At 41.4% G+C, this 14,857-nt stretch carries 13 protein-coding genes and 1 tRNA gene; 11 read left to right on the plus strand and 3 right to left on the minus strand.

The window, feature by feature from the left end; all coding sequences use genetic code 4:
- Window positions 1–199 precede the first annotated feature (199 nt).
- From F539_RS00665 to rplT, 6 genes are all read left to right on the plus strand, one after another.
- Window positions 200–592, plus strand: a complete 393-nt coding sequence (locus F539_RS00665; protein WP_010874469.1) for an MFS transporter — start codon at window positions 200–202, stop codon at window positions 590–592.
- Complete coding sequence (locus F539_RS00670; protein ID WP_053344054.1) at window positions 574–1,812, plus strand: MFS transporter; 1,239 nt, start codon at window positions 574–576, stop codon at window positions 1,810–1,812. Before F539_RS00665 ends, F539_RS00670 begins: the two co-directional genes overlap by 19 nt.
- The gene (locus F539_RS00675) at window positions 1,802–3,604 is read left to right on the plus strand and encodes a choline/carnitine O-acyltransferase (RefSeq protein WP_010874471.1); all 1,803 of its coding nucleotides are present in this window, start codon (window positions 1,802–1,804) and stop codon (window positions 3,602–3,604) included. Before F539_RS00670 ends, F539_RS00675 begins: the two co-directional genes overlap by 11 nt.
- A 143-nt stretch (window positions 3,605–3,747) precedes the next feature.
- Entirely contained in the window at window positions 3,748–4,299 is a 552-nt protein-coding gene (gene infC, locus F539_RS00680; protein WP_216745971.1) for a translation initiation factor IF-3, read from the plus strand.
- Window positions 4,300–4,304: 5 nt separating this feature from the next.
- Window positions 4,305–4,484 (plus strand): 50S ribosomal protein L35, encoded by a 180-nt coding sequence (gene rpmI, locus F539_RS00685; RefSeq protein ID WP_010874473.1) that lies wholly within the window; start codon window positions 4,305–4,307, stop codon window positions 4,482–4,484.
- 10 nt (window positions 4,485–4,494) lie between these two features.
- Entirely contained in the window at window positions 4,495–4,878 is a 384-nt protein-coding gene (gene rplT / locus F539_RS00690; RefSeq protein ID WP_010874474.1) for a 50S ribosomal protein L20, read from the plus strand.
- Here the strand turns inward: rplT and F539_RS00695 are convergent.
- Complete coding sequence (locus F539_RS00695) at window positions 4,853–5,563, minus strand: ribonuclease HIII (protein ID WP_010874475.1); 711 nt, start codon at window positions 5,561–5,563, stop codon at window positions 4,853–4,855. The genes rplT and F539_RS00695 overlap by 26 nt on opposite strands.
- Before the next feature lie 55 nt (window positions 5,564–5,618).
- Between F539_RS00695 and topJ the strand changes: the two genes are divergently transcribed.
- The 3 genes from topJ to F539_RS00710 are packed head-to-tail and all read left to right on the plus strand — an operon-like array spanning window position 5,619 to window position 9,392.
- Complete coding sequence (gene topJ / locus F539_RS00700) at window positions 5,619–8,351, plus strand: terminal organelle assembly protein TopJ (RefSeq protein WP_014325355.1); 2,733 nt, start codon at window positions 5,619–5,621, stop codon at window positions 8,349–8,351.
- 22 nt (window positions 8,352–8,373) lie between these two features.
- Window positions 8,374–9,027, plus strand: a complete 654-nt coding sequence (locus F539_RS00705; protein ID WP_014325356.1) for a nucleotide exchange factor GrpE — start codon at window positions 8,374–8,376, stop codon at window positions 9,025–9,027.
- On the plus strand, window positions 9,027–9,392 hold the full coding sequence (locus F539_RS00710) for an MPN121 family protein (RefSeq protein WP_010874478.1): 366 nt from the start codon (window positions 9,027–9,029) through the stop codon (window positions 9,390–9,392). The genes F539_RS00705 and F539_RS00710 overlap by 1 nt, the downstream gene beginning before the upstream one ends.
- Window positions 9,393–9,409: 17 nt before the next feature.
- Here F539_RS00710 and F539_RS00715 read toward each other — a convergent pair.
- A tRNA-Thr gene (locus tag F539_RS00715) sits at window positions 9,410–9,483 on the minus strand.
- A gap of 34 nt (window positions 9,484–9,517) precedes the next feature.
- On the opposite strand from F539_RS00715, the gene parE reads away from it, so the two are divergent.
- Together parE and parC are read left to right on the plus strand one after the other, a co-directional pair.
- Entirely contained in the window at window positions 9,518–11,425 is a 1,908-nt protein-coding gene (parE, locus tag F539_RS00720) for a DNA topoisomerase IV subunit B (protein ID WP_014574880.1), read from the plus strand.
- Window positions 11,425–13,794, plus strand: a complete 2,370-nt coding sequence (gene parC / locus F539_RS00725; RefSeq protein ID WP_014325358.1) for a DNA topoisomerase IV subunit A — start codon at window positions 11,425–11,427, stop codon at window positions 13,792–13,794. The genes parE and parC overlap by 1 nt, the downstream gene beginning before the upstream one ends.
- Here the strand turns inward: parC and hrcA are convergent.
- Complete coding sequence (hrcA, locus tag F539_RS00730) at window positions 13,781–14,836, minus strand: heat-inducible transcriptional repressor HrcA (protein ID WP_010874481.1); 1,056 nt, start codon at window positions 14,834–14,836, stop codon at window positions 13,781–13,783. The genes parC and hrcA overlap by 14 nt on opposite strands.
- Window positions 14,837–14,857: the final 21 nt, after the last annotated feature.

Genomic DNA, 14,857 nt, shown 5'->3' on the forward strand with positions numbered 1-14,857 from the left:
AGATACAAAAATAACAACTAAACACATTAAAAAGTGGTTTGCTATACTCTTTTATTACTAGTGGTTTTACACATTTTTTCACTTAACAAAAAGTTTTAAAAAACACCAAAATTGCCACCAGCTAGCAAATCCAACACATAAAGAAAAACGTTCTTTTAAGGCTTATTAGAATAAGGGTAGATTATTCATTAGTTGTTGTATGCTAGATAAATTACTCCAGAAATTTCGAGACCAAAAGAAGCCCGTCTTCCACAAAGAAGAGGGCTACTGGGAAATTAGTGCCTTGCGGAAATGGGCAGCCATTTTAATAATTGCCTTTGGAGCTGGCATTATTTACATTGTGCCCTACTTTGCCTTCTTTCAGTTTAAGACAGCAGTAGCTAATGTAACGGGAGTGGAGCCCAACAGAATCTCCCTTCTCTTAACTGCTTACGGGATTGTTTCATTGCTGTTTTATATTCCTGGTGGTTGGTTAGCTGACCGGATTTCAGCTAAAGCGCTGTTTTCGGTATCAATGTTTGGTACTGGCATTATTACCTTCTGGTACTTCTTAGTTGGTTTGAAGGGCATAGTGTGGATTACACCCAACTAGTTATTATCCACGTCCTGTATGCCCTTAGTACGGTCTTAACCTTCTGGAGTGCCTTCATTAAAAGTATTAAGTTATTGGGTCCAGCGGATGAACAAGCGAGGTTGTATTCCACATCTGAAGGATCACGCTACTTAATCCAAGTAATTACTGGTTACATTAGTGCTGGTTTGGGTGCTATTGTCCTTATTAGTACTCCCTTTCTCATTTACAAAGCACCAACTGCTGCTGACCCTAAAAACTTAGCTTCTTCCTCAGGGATCTTCTTTGCCTTACTGTTTTATGCCATTTGTTATGTGTTAGCTGGTTTACTGTCACTGTTTTTTTTACCAGGAAAGTTCTGGGAAAAGCGCAAGATTTACTTGGAAGATGAACGAATTGAATACTTTAACCCTGTGGACCAGGCTTATCACATCTTTAAATCGGAAGCAGAATTAGAAGCCTTTAAGAAACATAACACTAAGGTTTTTTGAACGAAGGTATGAACTGATACCAAAGAAACTTTGAGTTCTACAAGCGTTTGGTTAATTGCCTTTCTGATCTTCTTTATTATGAATGTGTACCAAACGATTGCTAACTTTGGTGCTAACATTTTGGAATCGCTAGGACTAGAGGCAGCACTCTCCCCAACTTTAAGTAATACCTATATCTATGGGATTCCGGTGTTAGGGGCAATCTTTTCTGGTTTGATTAACAAAAAGTTAACTAAATCAACCGCTAAAAGTCTGATTGTGCAAGCCTTGTTTGTCATTTTGGGTACCTTAGCCTTTTTAGTAATAACACTAGCTTCCCCAGCCAAACCAGAAACTGGTGCATTTAACCAAGCTACCTTGTGAATAGCATTTGTGGTGATTTGCTTCATCATGTTCTTTATTGGCGCGAACCGTTCCATTTTTTGGAGTACGATCACAGAACTGAAAGTCAATAAGGAAATAGTAGGACTGGCAGTTGGTTTTATTTCGATTATTGGTTTTTCCAAAGATGTGTGGTTAAGTCCCTTACTGACTGGTACTACTAACCAGTTCATTGTCAAAAACAGTCAGGGTACCTCGTTTTACAGCCAGCAAGCCTTGGTAGCCTGAGCCATTTTTGCCCTAATTAATGCTTGTTTAGCACTACTAGTGACTTACATGATAGTGCGCAAAGTGAAGTATGGCAAAGTGTGAGTTAACCCTAAATTTAAAAAAGTCTTTGCACTAGGAGAACAACAATATGGACACTAAATTAACACCACCCTGGTTGCGTCAAGAAAATAACCTGCTCAACCCCGAAGTTACCCAACGTTTGTTTATCAACCAGGACAACATTCCGAACTTACCCACTGAAGCCCCCCAAGTTTATTTAGCCCGTTTTTTGGAATGAGTTGAACCACTAGTCTCGAAAGTAAAATTTGTGAAAGCACAAGCAGCAGTTCAGGATTACCTCAATTCTAAAGCCTGTGCACAAATTGAAACCATTATTGCAGAACGGGCGCAAAACACCCATTCGAGTTGGTTAGCTAACTGGTGGGTGCAGTACGCTTATTTAACTTCGACTGGCCCGGTTAGTCCGGAAGTTAATGCACCCTATTATTTAGAGCTCCCGACTGTTGGTTGAAGTCAAGCCGAGTTAGCAGCAGCATTGTCAGCCCAGCTATGACACATATACCAGCAAGTCCAAAAACGGCAGTTAACGAGCTTTAGTGTCAAGGACAAGCTGTTTTCACTCGATACCTTGCAATCAATCTTTGCTAGTTGCCAGATTCACCGCGCTGATGGGGATGTGTACTTTGTTAATGATCAACCTGCTAACTTCATTGTGGTGATTAAGAACAATGTCTTCTATAAGTTAGTAATAGATAACAGTGGTAGCTTAGAACAACTGCAAGCGCAACTGCAGTTAAGCTTTGTGCAAATCTTAGACAATGAGCTAAGTCACCCACCGCACTGGAACTTACTCACTGCTACCACAACCAAAGCGGAGTCACAAAGTTTACTCGATCAGTTGTGAGCGCAAAACCCAGAAATGTTGTTGGACATCTATAACAGTGCCTTTATTGTGAACTTGGACAACGTCGAATTAACGACTCCCTTACAACTGTTGCGCAATTCGACATGAACCCCTAACTTTAACCGTTGGCACGCTAAGGGGATTCAGTTGGTCATTACTAAGAACGCTCAGTTAGTCATTCTAGCGGATCACACTAGTTTTGACGGTTCTAGTGTAGCTACCCTAGCCAACATCTTTGTCTCTAAACTCCAAAAGGTCAACACTGAGGGTGCCAGCGCTTTAACACCGACCATGCTTTCCTTTCCAACAGTAGACCAGGATAAGCAAAAGTATTTTAAGCAATTGAGCAAAAATTTTAAGGACTATGTGTACAATGCCGTTATGTTTGAACTGAAATGGGACTGGTTTACGAAGCCACTTATCAAAGCCAAAGGGATTAAGAACTCCGAAGCCTTTATCCATCTCTGTTACCAAATTGCCCAGTACCAAACGAACAAAAAGTTGCAGAACACCTATGTGGCCGTGGACATGCGTCAGTACTTCCGGGGACGCACCGAGTGTCTTCGTCCTTTAAGTAAACAATCAGTTGCCTTTGTCAAACGCTACTGCAAAGATCCGAAAGGTACCTTAAAGCAGTTCCGAAAGTACTACCCAGCGATTGAAAGTCTCCACTTTGAAAAAACCCGGTTAGCGCAAAAGGGTAGTGGGGTCAACCGTCACTTGCTGGGAGCATATTTGGCTTGGAATGAACACCAAGACACAATAGCTAAACCCGCTTTATTTGAAACAAAGGCTTGAAAAACGATTGCTGCCAACCCACTGTCCACATCGAGCATTGTGGACAAGTATTTGCGCAACTTTTCCTTCGACCCCGTAGAGCCAAACGGCATTGGTATTGCCTATGCCATTGATGACACTAATTTCCGTGCCATTCTCAGTGTGTATCAGCACAACTTACAGTACCTCAAAGATTGGATGAAACACTTTGAACAAACAGTGAAAACAATCCTTAAAACTCTTAAATAAAATTACTCCTTAATGGTTAATTGAGTTAAAACGGTTGGAGATTGTTAAAATATTGGCGCTATACAAAGTAGTCTTTACGACTCGCCCGAATGCCGTTGATTCTTGATCAGGGCTGTTTTGTTAGTGAAAGTAGATTTCATAGATTGGCACAGAACATAAAACAAGGTTCCAGGCGTGAGCGCGAACAAAAACCGTTAATTAACGATAAAATTGGCTTTAATGAGTTCATTTTAATTGACGAAAATGGCTCCAATTTGGGGACGGTTAGAAGGACCGATGCCCTCAAGATGGCTGAGGAAAAACAACTCGATTTAGTCTTAATTGGTTCAAACCCAGCCAAACCCATTGTTAAGCTCTTAGACTTTGGTCGTTACACTTATGATTTAAAACGCAAAAAACGCCAGTCCAAGAAAAACCAAACCATTATCCAAATAAAGGAAGTGGTAGTGAAACCGACAATCGCTAAACATGATCTGGAATTTAAAGCTAAGCAAACGACGGGATGAGCTGAAAAGGGTTATCACGTTAAGTTTGTAGTGCGCGCTTTTGGTAGAGTAAGTACTAGGATTGAGTTAATTGAAAAAGTCTTTAATGACTTTTATCTGCTAGTAGAACCAGCAGTGGAGGTCCAAAAACCACTAACTGCTTCTTCCAAAACAATGTATTCTGCTTTGTTAATTCCCCGTAAGAAATAAAAATTATGAAAGTAAAAAGTGCTGCAAAGAAGCGTTTTAAGCTCACTAAGTCTGGCCAAATTAAGCGCAAACACGCTTATACTTCCCACTTAGCACCGCACAAAACGACGAAGCAAAAGCGCCACTTGCGCAAGCAAGGAACTGTCAGTGCGAGTGACTTTAAACGCATTGGTAATTTAATTTAAGGAGTGAACTATGAGAATTAAAGGTGGAAAACAAACCCGCGTACGTCGCAAGAAGTGGTTAAAGCAAGCTAGTGGTAGCTTTGGTACCCGACATGCCTCTTATAAGGTGGCAAAGCAAACGGTGATCCAAGCCGCTAAGTATGCTTACCGCGATCGTCGTAACAAAAAGCGCGATTTCCGTTCGTTGTGGATCTTGCGCTTAAACGCCGCTTTGCGCGAACAGGGCATGACCTATTCGGTCTTTATCAATCTATTGAAGAAGCACAACATTGAGATTAACCGCAAAGTGTTGTCGGAACTAGCCATTAAAGAACCAAGTAAATTTAACCTAATTGTGCAAAAGGTTAAAAGTGAACAACCGAAAGCCGCTAAGCCAGCTGCTTTAGGAAACTAGCGACATTCTTAAAGGTAGTTTTACAGACCGCACTGTACTGGGCGAACTTGTGAAACTGCCTTTTTGTTTTTAGTAAGTGTAACGCTTCCACAATGCCATGGGCACTACCCTTGGGAAACTGTACACCGTACTGGTGGCTTAACTGTTCCATTTGTGCAATAAAAGCAGCACGTGCTAAGATCGAAGCAGCGGCAATTACCTTAGAATAGCTCTCACCCCTAATTAAGAAGTGGTTGGGAATAACTAATTCCTTTAACTCATTTTGCAGGCTGGTGAGTTTTTGCGTGTATTGGGTGAACAGTTTGACATTAGCAAACTCATCAATGCTAATGTCACATTGTTGTGCTGTTAGTTTGTTTTGTTGCAACAACTGGTGGTACACCTTGCAGTGCAAAAAGGTCAACATTACGTTGACATTTTTAAAGCTTTGCACTAGTTGGTTGTAAGTTTTAGCATCAACGCTTAATGTAACTTGGTCATGAACCGCTGCCTTGATTTTAGGCACTAAAGCTTTAATTTGGTAATCGTTAAATTGCTTCGAATCCCCCACACCAATTTGGTGGAGTGTATTGATTTTGTCCTTATGAATTAAAACAGCACTTACAGCAATTCCGCCAAAGCTATCACCCTTGCCAGATTCATCACTGCCAATTAGGTAAAGTGCGGTTGTGTTTGCGTGTTGCAATGGCTTATAAATTAATAAAATTATACCAACTCTACTTTCTTAGAATAAACGTTACATGGCAGAGGCAAAACGTGATTATTATGAAGTCTTAGGGCTTAGTCGGGATGCTGATGATAACGACATAAAAAAGGCCTTTCGTAAACTAGCCAAAAAGTACCACCCCGACCGCAATAAGGCACCGGATGCGGCTCAAATTTTTGCCGAAATTAACGAGGCCAATGACGTGTTGTCTAACCCCAAAAAACGTGCTAACTATGACAAATACGGCCATGATGGGGTGGACAATGAAGGTGGTTTTGCCTTTCAAGCTGATGTGTTTGATTCTTTTTTTGAGGAGATTGAAAAATCGGGTGCCTTTGATAATTTAAGTGAGTCTAACACCAAAAAGAAAGAGAAGACTAAAACTAAGAAGAAGGGTTGGTTTTGGGGCAAATCCAAACAGGAAGAATCTACCAGCGATACTACTGAATATGCCGATGTTGACGCTGGTTTAGAAGATTATCCGCCTCAATCTGATTATCCAGATGATATTCCTGATGTGGATGCCAGGATCGAAGAAGTGGATCAATCTGCCTATGCCGATGACATTCCCGATGTAGATGCGGGAATGGATTGGGAACAAAACGCAGAAGTAGCAAATTCTGCTAGTGAAATCATCCCCGATGTCGATGCTGGTTTAGCGGATGAGTTTAATACTAGTAGTGCAGCACCCCAAGCTAGTGACTGGGAAGCAATGATTGGTAATCCTGAGTACGGTTACTTTGATGCTGCTGGTGAGTGAAACTGAAAGGGCTTCTTTGATGAAGCGGGTCAATGGGTTTGACTAGAAGAGACTGAACCTAGTAGTGTCAGTAATGACGAAACTACGACAGATAGTGATGCAGTGACTGCTGCAACTACAGTAGAGGAAACGGATCAAGACAGTTGAACAGCAAACTCAGCACCAGAGTCAGTTGATGTAGAAACTCCAGTAGAATTGCAACCGGAAACTGAACCAGAACCAATTATTACCTTAAGTTCAGAGCCAGTGGAAGCACCAGCTTCTGTTGTGATTGAACCTACCCCTGAAACTGAGGAAACAACTAGTGCTGTAGAAATGGATGCTTCAGTTAAAGCAGATGTTTCTGATGAAGCTGACGCAACTAATGAACCAACTGAACAGGATACCATTTCAGAGCCAGAACAAGAAACAGACGCGGCTGCATTAGAAGAAATTAACCACACCACTGCTGATTTGGAACCAGCAGAAGTTAGTGCTACTAATGATCTAGAACAAGATGTAGTAGAGAAAGTTAATTTTTCAGAACCAGAATCAACAGTAGATACTGCTGCAACCGATCCTGTTGTAGAACAAGCTACGGAAACCTCCACCAATGGTTTCAAATTCTTTAACTTTAGTTCGTTTGTTTTAAGTGACCAAAACCCCAATCCACAAACACCCACCCACCATGAAGAAGATGCTGCAGCCCCCGAGCCAACCGTTGATGAAACTTCTGGAGAATCCACAGCCCCCGAAGTTACCATAGCTGAGTCAACTGTAGAATTGGAAACCGCAGCGGAAATTAATAACCCCGCTACCTTTGTGGAAGAATACCTCCAACCAACTAAAACTACGGTTGTTGATAAATTAGATGAACCAACTGTAGCAAAACCTACTGTTAGCGATTCTGAAAATTCAGTTGCACCAGAACCGGAATTTGTTGCTGGACCGGAACAAACCTTTAGCTGAAAACCAGCAATATCAGAAACCGAAGAAATTCCGTTAACTGCGGTAGAACCTGCTTCAGAGACTCAAACACTAATAGCAGAAGATGTAACTTCGCCAGTAACACCAACAGCCACAGCTATTCCCGCACCTTCAATTAACGCTGTACCAACTGCACCAGTAGCGGAAACCTTTGAGGCGGCGGTTGACTTCTTAAAGGAAGCTGCTAAGATTGAGGCACAACTACCACTAGTCCCAACAGTCCCAGAACAGATTGATGGAACTGATCCTAGTTTACTAACCCAGTGAGATGAGTACCTTGAAAAGACCCGCAAGCTGTTCCACAAGCTCTTTTTAACTGAGCAACTGCCTTTTATTGTTAAGACTGATCAATTTGAGATAGTTGACCCCAATTTAGACGAGCACAACGTTAACTTAATTTACACCGAACACGTACCCCAAATTTGTTTCTTGAACGAACAGCTCAAGGAAATTAGGTACACCCGTAAGTTAGTCGATCCACAAACTCAGGTAACCACCACTGAATCAATTACCCTAGAAGTTCAGCTATCACATAAATCCCAAACGGAAGCAATTGCCATCTTTAAGGGCTTTGGTCATGACTATGGTAGTGGCTGTGGTGACCTTAAGGTAGTACTTAAAGTGATCCCTAGTGTCTTTTTCCAACTGCAAGCTGATGGCTTACACACCGCTGCCCTAGTCGACCCTCTAGTGGCTTACAACGGTGGTTTAATTGATTTCTTTGGTCCAGTTAACAGCTTTAAAGTTGATATTGAAGGTGGGATTGCTAACAACGATTTAATTGAGTTTAACCAGTTAGGAGTACTAAGAACTAAGACCAAACGTGGTAGTTTATACGTCCACTTGTACTATAGTAGTGTAGCCAAAAAGGGCACTAAGACTAACTGCCAAGTGCAACAGTTCTTTGATCTAGTTCATGTGGAATACAAGCTGTTAAACTACAACTTAAAACAACTCCACAACTACCACTCGGCTCTCACTGCCCAGAAAAAAACCTTGGACCGCAAAAGCTATCAATGTTTAGCAGTGGAAAGCCATTAATTAGAATTACAATAAATTACTCATGAGCGAAAACTCACTCACAATTACCGAAATTCTCAGTTCCATCCGTACGCTTTTAGTCAAACACAATAAGGCTAAAGTAACCCAAATTGAAAAGGAACTTTTACAAGCAGTTGCTGAACTGGAAAAGAAGTTTAAGCAACAAGTACAAAACTTCAACGAGTTGCAACAAAAGATTCCTAACTTACAAAAAGTCAACGAGGAATTTCGCTTAAAAGTGGAAAAAATCCAGGAAGAAGCGCAGAAGAAAATTCAGGAAAAAGTGGCAGAACTGACCATTAAAAGTAAGGAAGAGTTGGAAAATGCAAAGAAGTATGTGATCGAAAAGTCGATTGATCAACCCTTAATTATTATTGACCAGTTCGAAATTGCACTTTCCTATGCTCAAAAGGATCCCCAAGTAAAAAACTATACCACTGGGTTTAACATGGTGTTGGATGCCTTTTCGCGCTGATTAGAAGGTTTTGGTGTTACTAAGATTGCCATTGAACCAGGGGCACAATTTGACGAAAAGGTGATGGCAGCACTGGAAGCTGTGCCTTCTGATCAACCGGCTAATACGGTGGTGAAGGTATCGAAATCGGGTTACAAACTCCACGACAAGGTCATTCGCTTTGCTTCCGTAGTGGTAAGCCAAGGTAATAAAACAGAATAATGAGCACAAATAAAAGAAGAACCATTCAGATTGAAATCACTGAAGAACACTTCAAGGATTTAGAAAAAGCCTTGGAAGCCTTGAAGGGTACCCAATTACCCTTCTCCACTACCGTAGAACAGTTTGTGGAATTAATTTTGTCCAACTATGTCGCTACTTCCAACAAGATTTCTAATTTAGCTGAAAGTGGCTTTGATGTGGCTTCTATTCAACAAGAATTAGAAAAAATTGGCAGCGCTGCAGGGGCGGATGATGCGCTCAAAAGCTTCTTGGATGAGTTGTTAAAAACATCGCAAAAAAGCTTTAGCAATACCAAAGATGGCAAAAAAAATGATGACGATAATAATTCGTCATCAAAATCATAAGAGGAAATATTAATAATTGGTGCCGAATAACAGAGTCGAACTGTTCTCTGATCCTTACCATGGATCTGTTTTGCCCCTAAACTAATTCGGCTTCAAGGATAATTCTAGTTTAAATTTGGACGGAGATGAAAAATAATTACAGCGAAGCGAATATCAAAATTCTCAAGGGGCTAGATGCTGTAAAAAAACGCCCGGGAATGTACATCGGCTCAACCGATAGTCGCGGTTTTCACCACTTGCTGTGGGAAATTTTAGACAACTGTGTCGATGAAGTTTTATCGGGCTTTGCTAATACTATTGCCGTTGTTTTACATGCCGAAAACCAGATAACTGTTAGTGACAACGGTCGTGGTATTCCCTTCGAAACACACTCCGATTCCAAGATTTCTACGATTGACACCGTCTTTACCTACCTCCATGCCGGTGGTAAGTTTGATAACGATTCTTATAAGATTGCTGGAGGGTTGCACGGGGTGGGGGCTTCGGTGGTGAATGCCTTGAGTGACCAGTTACAAGTAACGGTTAAACGTCAGGGCAAGGTGTACCGCTCGGTGTATGAAAATGGTGGTAAGATTAAGCAAAAAGCGCATTGCATTGGTAATGCCAAAATTGACGAACACGGTACCAGTGTGACTTTTCGTCCTGACCCAAAGGTCTTTAAAAAGATCCACTTTGACAGCGAACTAATTCGTGCGCGGTTAAAGGAATTAGCCTTCCTTTTCAAAAAGTTACAACTGACCTTCGTTGATGAAACCGGCAGTGGGGAAAAAGAGGTGTTCTTTACCGAAGCCGGTATTAGTCAGTACTTGGACGAACTTAACGCTGATTCCAAACAAATTGCGCAAAAGATCTTTGTTAGTGGCACTGAAGATGACATTGAACTGGAAGCCGTGTTTCAGTTTATTGATGGGGAGGATGAAAAACTACTTTCGTTTGCCAATTCGATTCGCACCAGCGAAGGGGGTAGTCATGAAGCGGGTTTTCGTCAATCTGTTGGTGATGTGATTAACAACTACTGCCGCAAGTACAACTTCCTAAAGGAGCGTGACAAGAACTTTGAGGCCAGTGAAATCCGTGAAGGCTTAAACGGCATTATTAAGGTCAATCTCCCCGAAAAGATTATTGCCTTTGAAGGGCAAACGAAGAGCAAACTGTTCTCCAAGGAAGTTAAAGCGGTAGTGCAAAAGCTAACCCAAAAGCACTTCTTCCAGTTCTTGGAACGTAACAGTGTTGATGCTAAATTAATTGTCGAAAAGCTGTTTTATAACCGCAAACTGCGCCAAGAACTCAAACAACAACGCCAAATTAAAAAGAACCTTTCTAATCCGAAGGCCGAGCGCATTTTGTTTGGTAAATTAGCACCGGCGCAGTCCAAAAAAGTGGCTGAACGCGAACTGTTTGTGGTGGAAGGTGACAGTGCTGGTGGTACGGCTAAAATGGGACGAGATCGCTTTCTACAAGCCATCTTACCGTTACGCGGTAAGGTGTTAAATGTGGAGAAAATTAACAACAAGAAGGAAGCGATTAACAACGAAGAGCTGTTAACACTCATCTTCTGTATCGGTACTGGTATTGGTAACAACTTCACCATTCGCGATCGTAAATACGACAAGATTATTATCATGACTGATGCTGACAATGACGGTGCGCACATCCAGATTTTACTGCTCACCTTCTTCTACCGTTACATGAAACCCCTAATTGAAAAAGGACACATTTACCTAGCACTTCCACCACTTTATAAGTTTGAAGGTCGTGATAAAAAAGCCCGTTATCTCTGAACCGAACAGGAATTGGAACAGTACCGTGCTAAGCATAGCCACTTTAATGTGCAACGGTACAAGGGTTTAGGGGAAATGAATGCTGATCAGCTCTGGGAAACCACGATGAACCCGATGACGCGTAAACTAATTCAGATCAAATTGGATAACTTTATCCAAGCTGAAAAGCAAATTAATGTTTTTATGGGTGATAAAACCGAATTGCGTAAAAGCTGGATTGAAGCTAACATTAACTTTAGTAGTGAGAACTAATGGAAAAGAATAAACAAGCGTTATTACTCCAGGCCATCGAAGATGTCTTTGCCTTTAGCTTTAGTAAGTATGCTAAGTACATTATCCAAGACCGGGCTTTACCTGATCTACGTGATGGGCTTAAACCAGTTCAACGCCGCATCCTCTATGGCATGTACCAAATGGGCTTAAAACCCACTTCACCCTACAAAAAGTCAGCTCGGGCAGTCGGAGAAATTATGGGTAAGTACCACCCCCATGGCGATGCATCGATCTATGATGCGATTGTAAGGATGTCACAAGCCTGAAAGAACAACCTCACTACTATCTCCATTCACGGGAATAATGGTTCCATAGATGGTGATAACGCTGCCGCGATGCGCTATACGGAAGCGCGTTTAAGTCCGTACGGGTTTGAACTACTCAAAGACATTGAAAAGCAGTTAGTACCGTTTGTGAATAACTTTGATGACAGTGAGGTCGAACCGAGCGTGTTACCAACCCTGTTACCTAACCTCTTTATTAACGGTACCAGTGGAATAGCGGCGGGTTATGCCACTAATATTGCACCCCATAATGTCGGTGAACTGCTTGATGGTTTGAGTTACCGGATTGAAAACCCTGATTGTGATTTAAAGGCCATCTTAAAGATTGTTAAGGGACCGGATTTTCCAACTGGTGGATTAGTGTACTTTGAGCAAGAGTTGGCGAACATCTACCAAACTGGGAAGGGTAAGTTTGTGATTCAGGCCAAATATGAAACGAACACTGCGTTTGGCCAAAACCAGATTGTAATCACCGAAATCCCATACGAAACGGTGAAGGCCAATATTGTTAAACAAATTGAAGAGTTAATTAGTGACAATAAACTCAGTGCCTTGGAAAGTGTGATTGACAGCTCTGATCGTAGTGGTATTCGGATCATTATTAACCACAAGGACTTTTTGAGTGCTGACAAGATTATGGCGTTCTTGTTCAAACACACCCAACTCCAAGTAAACTTTAACCTCAACAATACGGTAATTGCCAACCGTTGTCCGGTACGGGTGGGGTTGTTAGCTTACTTTGATCAGTTCCTAGCCTTTGCCCACGAATTGATCATTAACAGCGCCAAGTATGATTTAGCATTGGCCAATAAGCGCTTGGAAATCATTAAGGGCTTAATTAAGGCGGTTTCGATGATTGATGAAATTATTCGTTTAATTCGCCGTGCTACTGACAAACAGGATGCGAAAACCAAGCTCATTGACAAGTATGCTTTTACCCTAAATCAAGCCGAAGCGATTGTGTCGTTGCGTTTGTACCAGTTAACTAACACCGACATTAAGGTCCTGTTTGCCGAACAAAAAGAGTTAGAGCAAACGATCCAAACAGCCGAATGCTTAATTGCTAAACCGCAAGCACGAAACCAGTTGTTACAAGCACAGTTTTTCCAATACAAAAAGCAGTTTAACCAACCACGACGCGCACAAATAGTTGGTTTAATTGAAAAGCAAAAGGTACAAGACAGTGACTTCATCGAACACAAGGAAGTGGGCTTACTCATTAGTCACGATGGCATCTACTTTAAGTTTGAACCAGAACAGTTAGCGAAGCACCTAGTGGAATTTAAAAGTGAACAAGACCAACTGATTTTTGGAGGCGTAGTACAAAACTCCGATTACTTTTTTATGGTGACTTCACTCGGTAACATTATTACCGTTCCCATTTACAAAACGTTAAGTAACACCAAAACCAAGATGAACGAGTTGTTGGCCAAAAAACCGATCCTAATGGAAGATGAAAAATTGGTACTAGCAGGGATTGTAAACCCAGACAAAATGGAACAACAGCTCTTGGTGTTAACGTCACAGTGCGGTATGGTCAAACGGGTCGAGTTGAGCAAAGTCATTAACACGAAGCAAATTAAGTCAAGCTGCTGCATGGCACTCCGGGAACGCGACAAACTGGTCAACGCCTTTGTTCAAACTAAAAGGGAACCTAAACTAGTTTGTCTGGTGTCATCTTCCAACAGTTTTGCTACCTTCTTAGCGGAAGAAATTCCAATTATTAGTAACAAGGGAATTGGGGTGAAGGGGATTAAACTCAAAGCTGAGGAAAAGGTACGGTTTGCAATGCCGTTACAGGATAATGATGCCTTAGTAGTGATTAACAGTGATGGTGGTGTCTATAACTTTGAAGTAGTGGAACTGGCAGTCGCTAGCCGCATGAGTGTTGGTAAAAAACTAATTCCCAAAACCAAAACCCCGGTAAGCTGTTTTGCTGCTAATAAGCACAGTGAGATTATTGGTCATCGTGGTAAAAATGGTAGTGATCTGTTTACCCTAAATGAGTTAAACCGTTTACCAAAGTCAACCGTTAGTCAAATGCGTTTGTTTAAGTGGAGCTAGTGGTTTTACCACCGTGAAGTTGCTTATCGTACTCCTCGATCTCTTCTTTGAGGGTCAACAATAACGCTTTCACCTTTTGGTAGTCCATCCGGGTGGGACCCACTATCGCTAGTTGGTGCTTACTTTCGTTGGTGGTATTAATAAGAGTAGAAGCTACCGAAACCTCTTCCCCTTCTAATCCTAACTTGTCACCAAACGTAATATTAGTAGTCTGGTTGTTTTGGTTCATAAAGGCCATTTGTTGTCAGACACTAGTATCTTCCAGTAAGTTTAAGATACGCGTCAATCTTTCCTGGTTGGCAAACTCTGGTTGTTGGGCTAGGTAATGGATGCCATAAACCTGCTTACGTGCTTGTTGGAATTCCTCAAAGTTAAACAGCTTAAACAGGATTTCGTCAATGACATACTGGTACTCGTGTACCTTGCTGCGAATAATTTCCTTTAAAACATCTAAGTGTTGGGCAATATCACAGAAACGTGTATCGATAATGCGATCATTAAAGATCCTGACACATACCATGATGTCTTCAAACTGTCTTTGGTTAGCATAGCTAATCGTTTTCTTAAAGACGTTACCACTAGCTGACACTAACAGTAGCAGTGCACAGGACTGATCGAGCATAATGAGATCAATCTTTTTTAAGACTTCATCACTACTAAAGTGGGTTAACACCACTGGTAGGTTTACCATTTCGTTGATAAACTTTACCCCCAGTTCAATAATTTCATCAATTGTTTTGTGTTTTTGCAAGATAATCGCCCTTAAGCGGGTTTTAAGGTTACTCTTATCATCATTTTTAGTGAGTAACTTGACATAGTACTGATAGCCCAACTGGGAGGGGATTCGTCCTGAAGAGATGTGGTTCTTTTTGAGATAACCCTCTTTTTCCAAAACGGCCATTTCGTTTCGGAGTGTACCGCCAGAGAGGTTTTTAAAATATTTTTTAGTTAATAATTTACTACCAACAGGTACTGGATAGGCAATATATTCGTTGATGATGGCCTTGAGAATTTGGGCTTGTCGGGTAGTTAAATTTTTCATTAGGTTATCCTAATTTTATTT

Origin of the sequence: Mycoplasmoides pneumoniae FH (genome assembly GCF_001272835.1) — a bacterium.
Taxonomy (GTDB): Bacteria; Bacillota_I; Bacilli_A; order Mycoplasmatales; family Mycoplasmoidaceae; genus Mycoplasmoides; species Mycoplasmoides pneumoniae.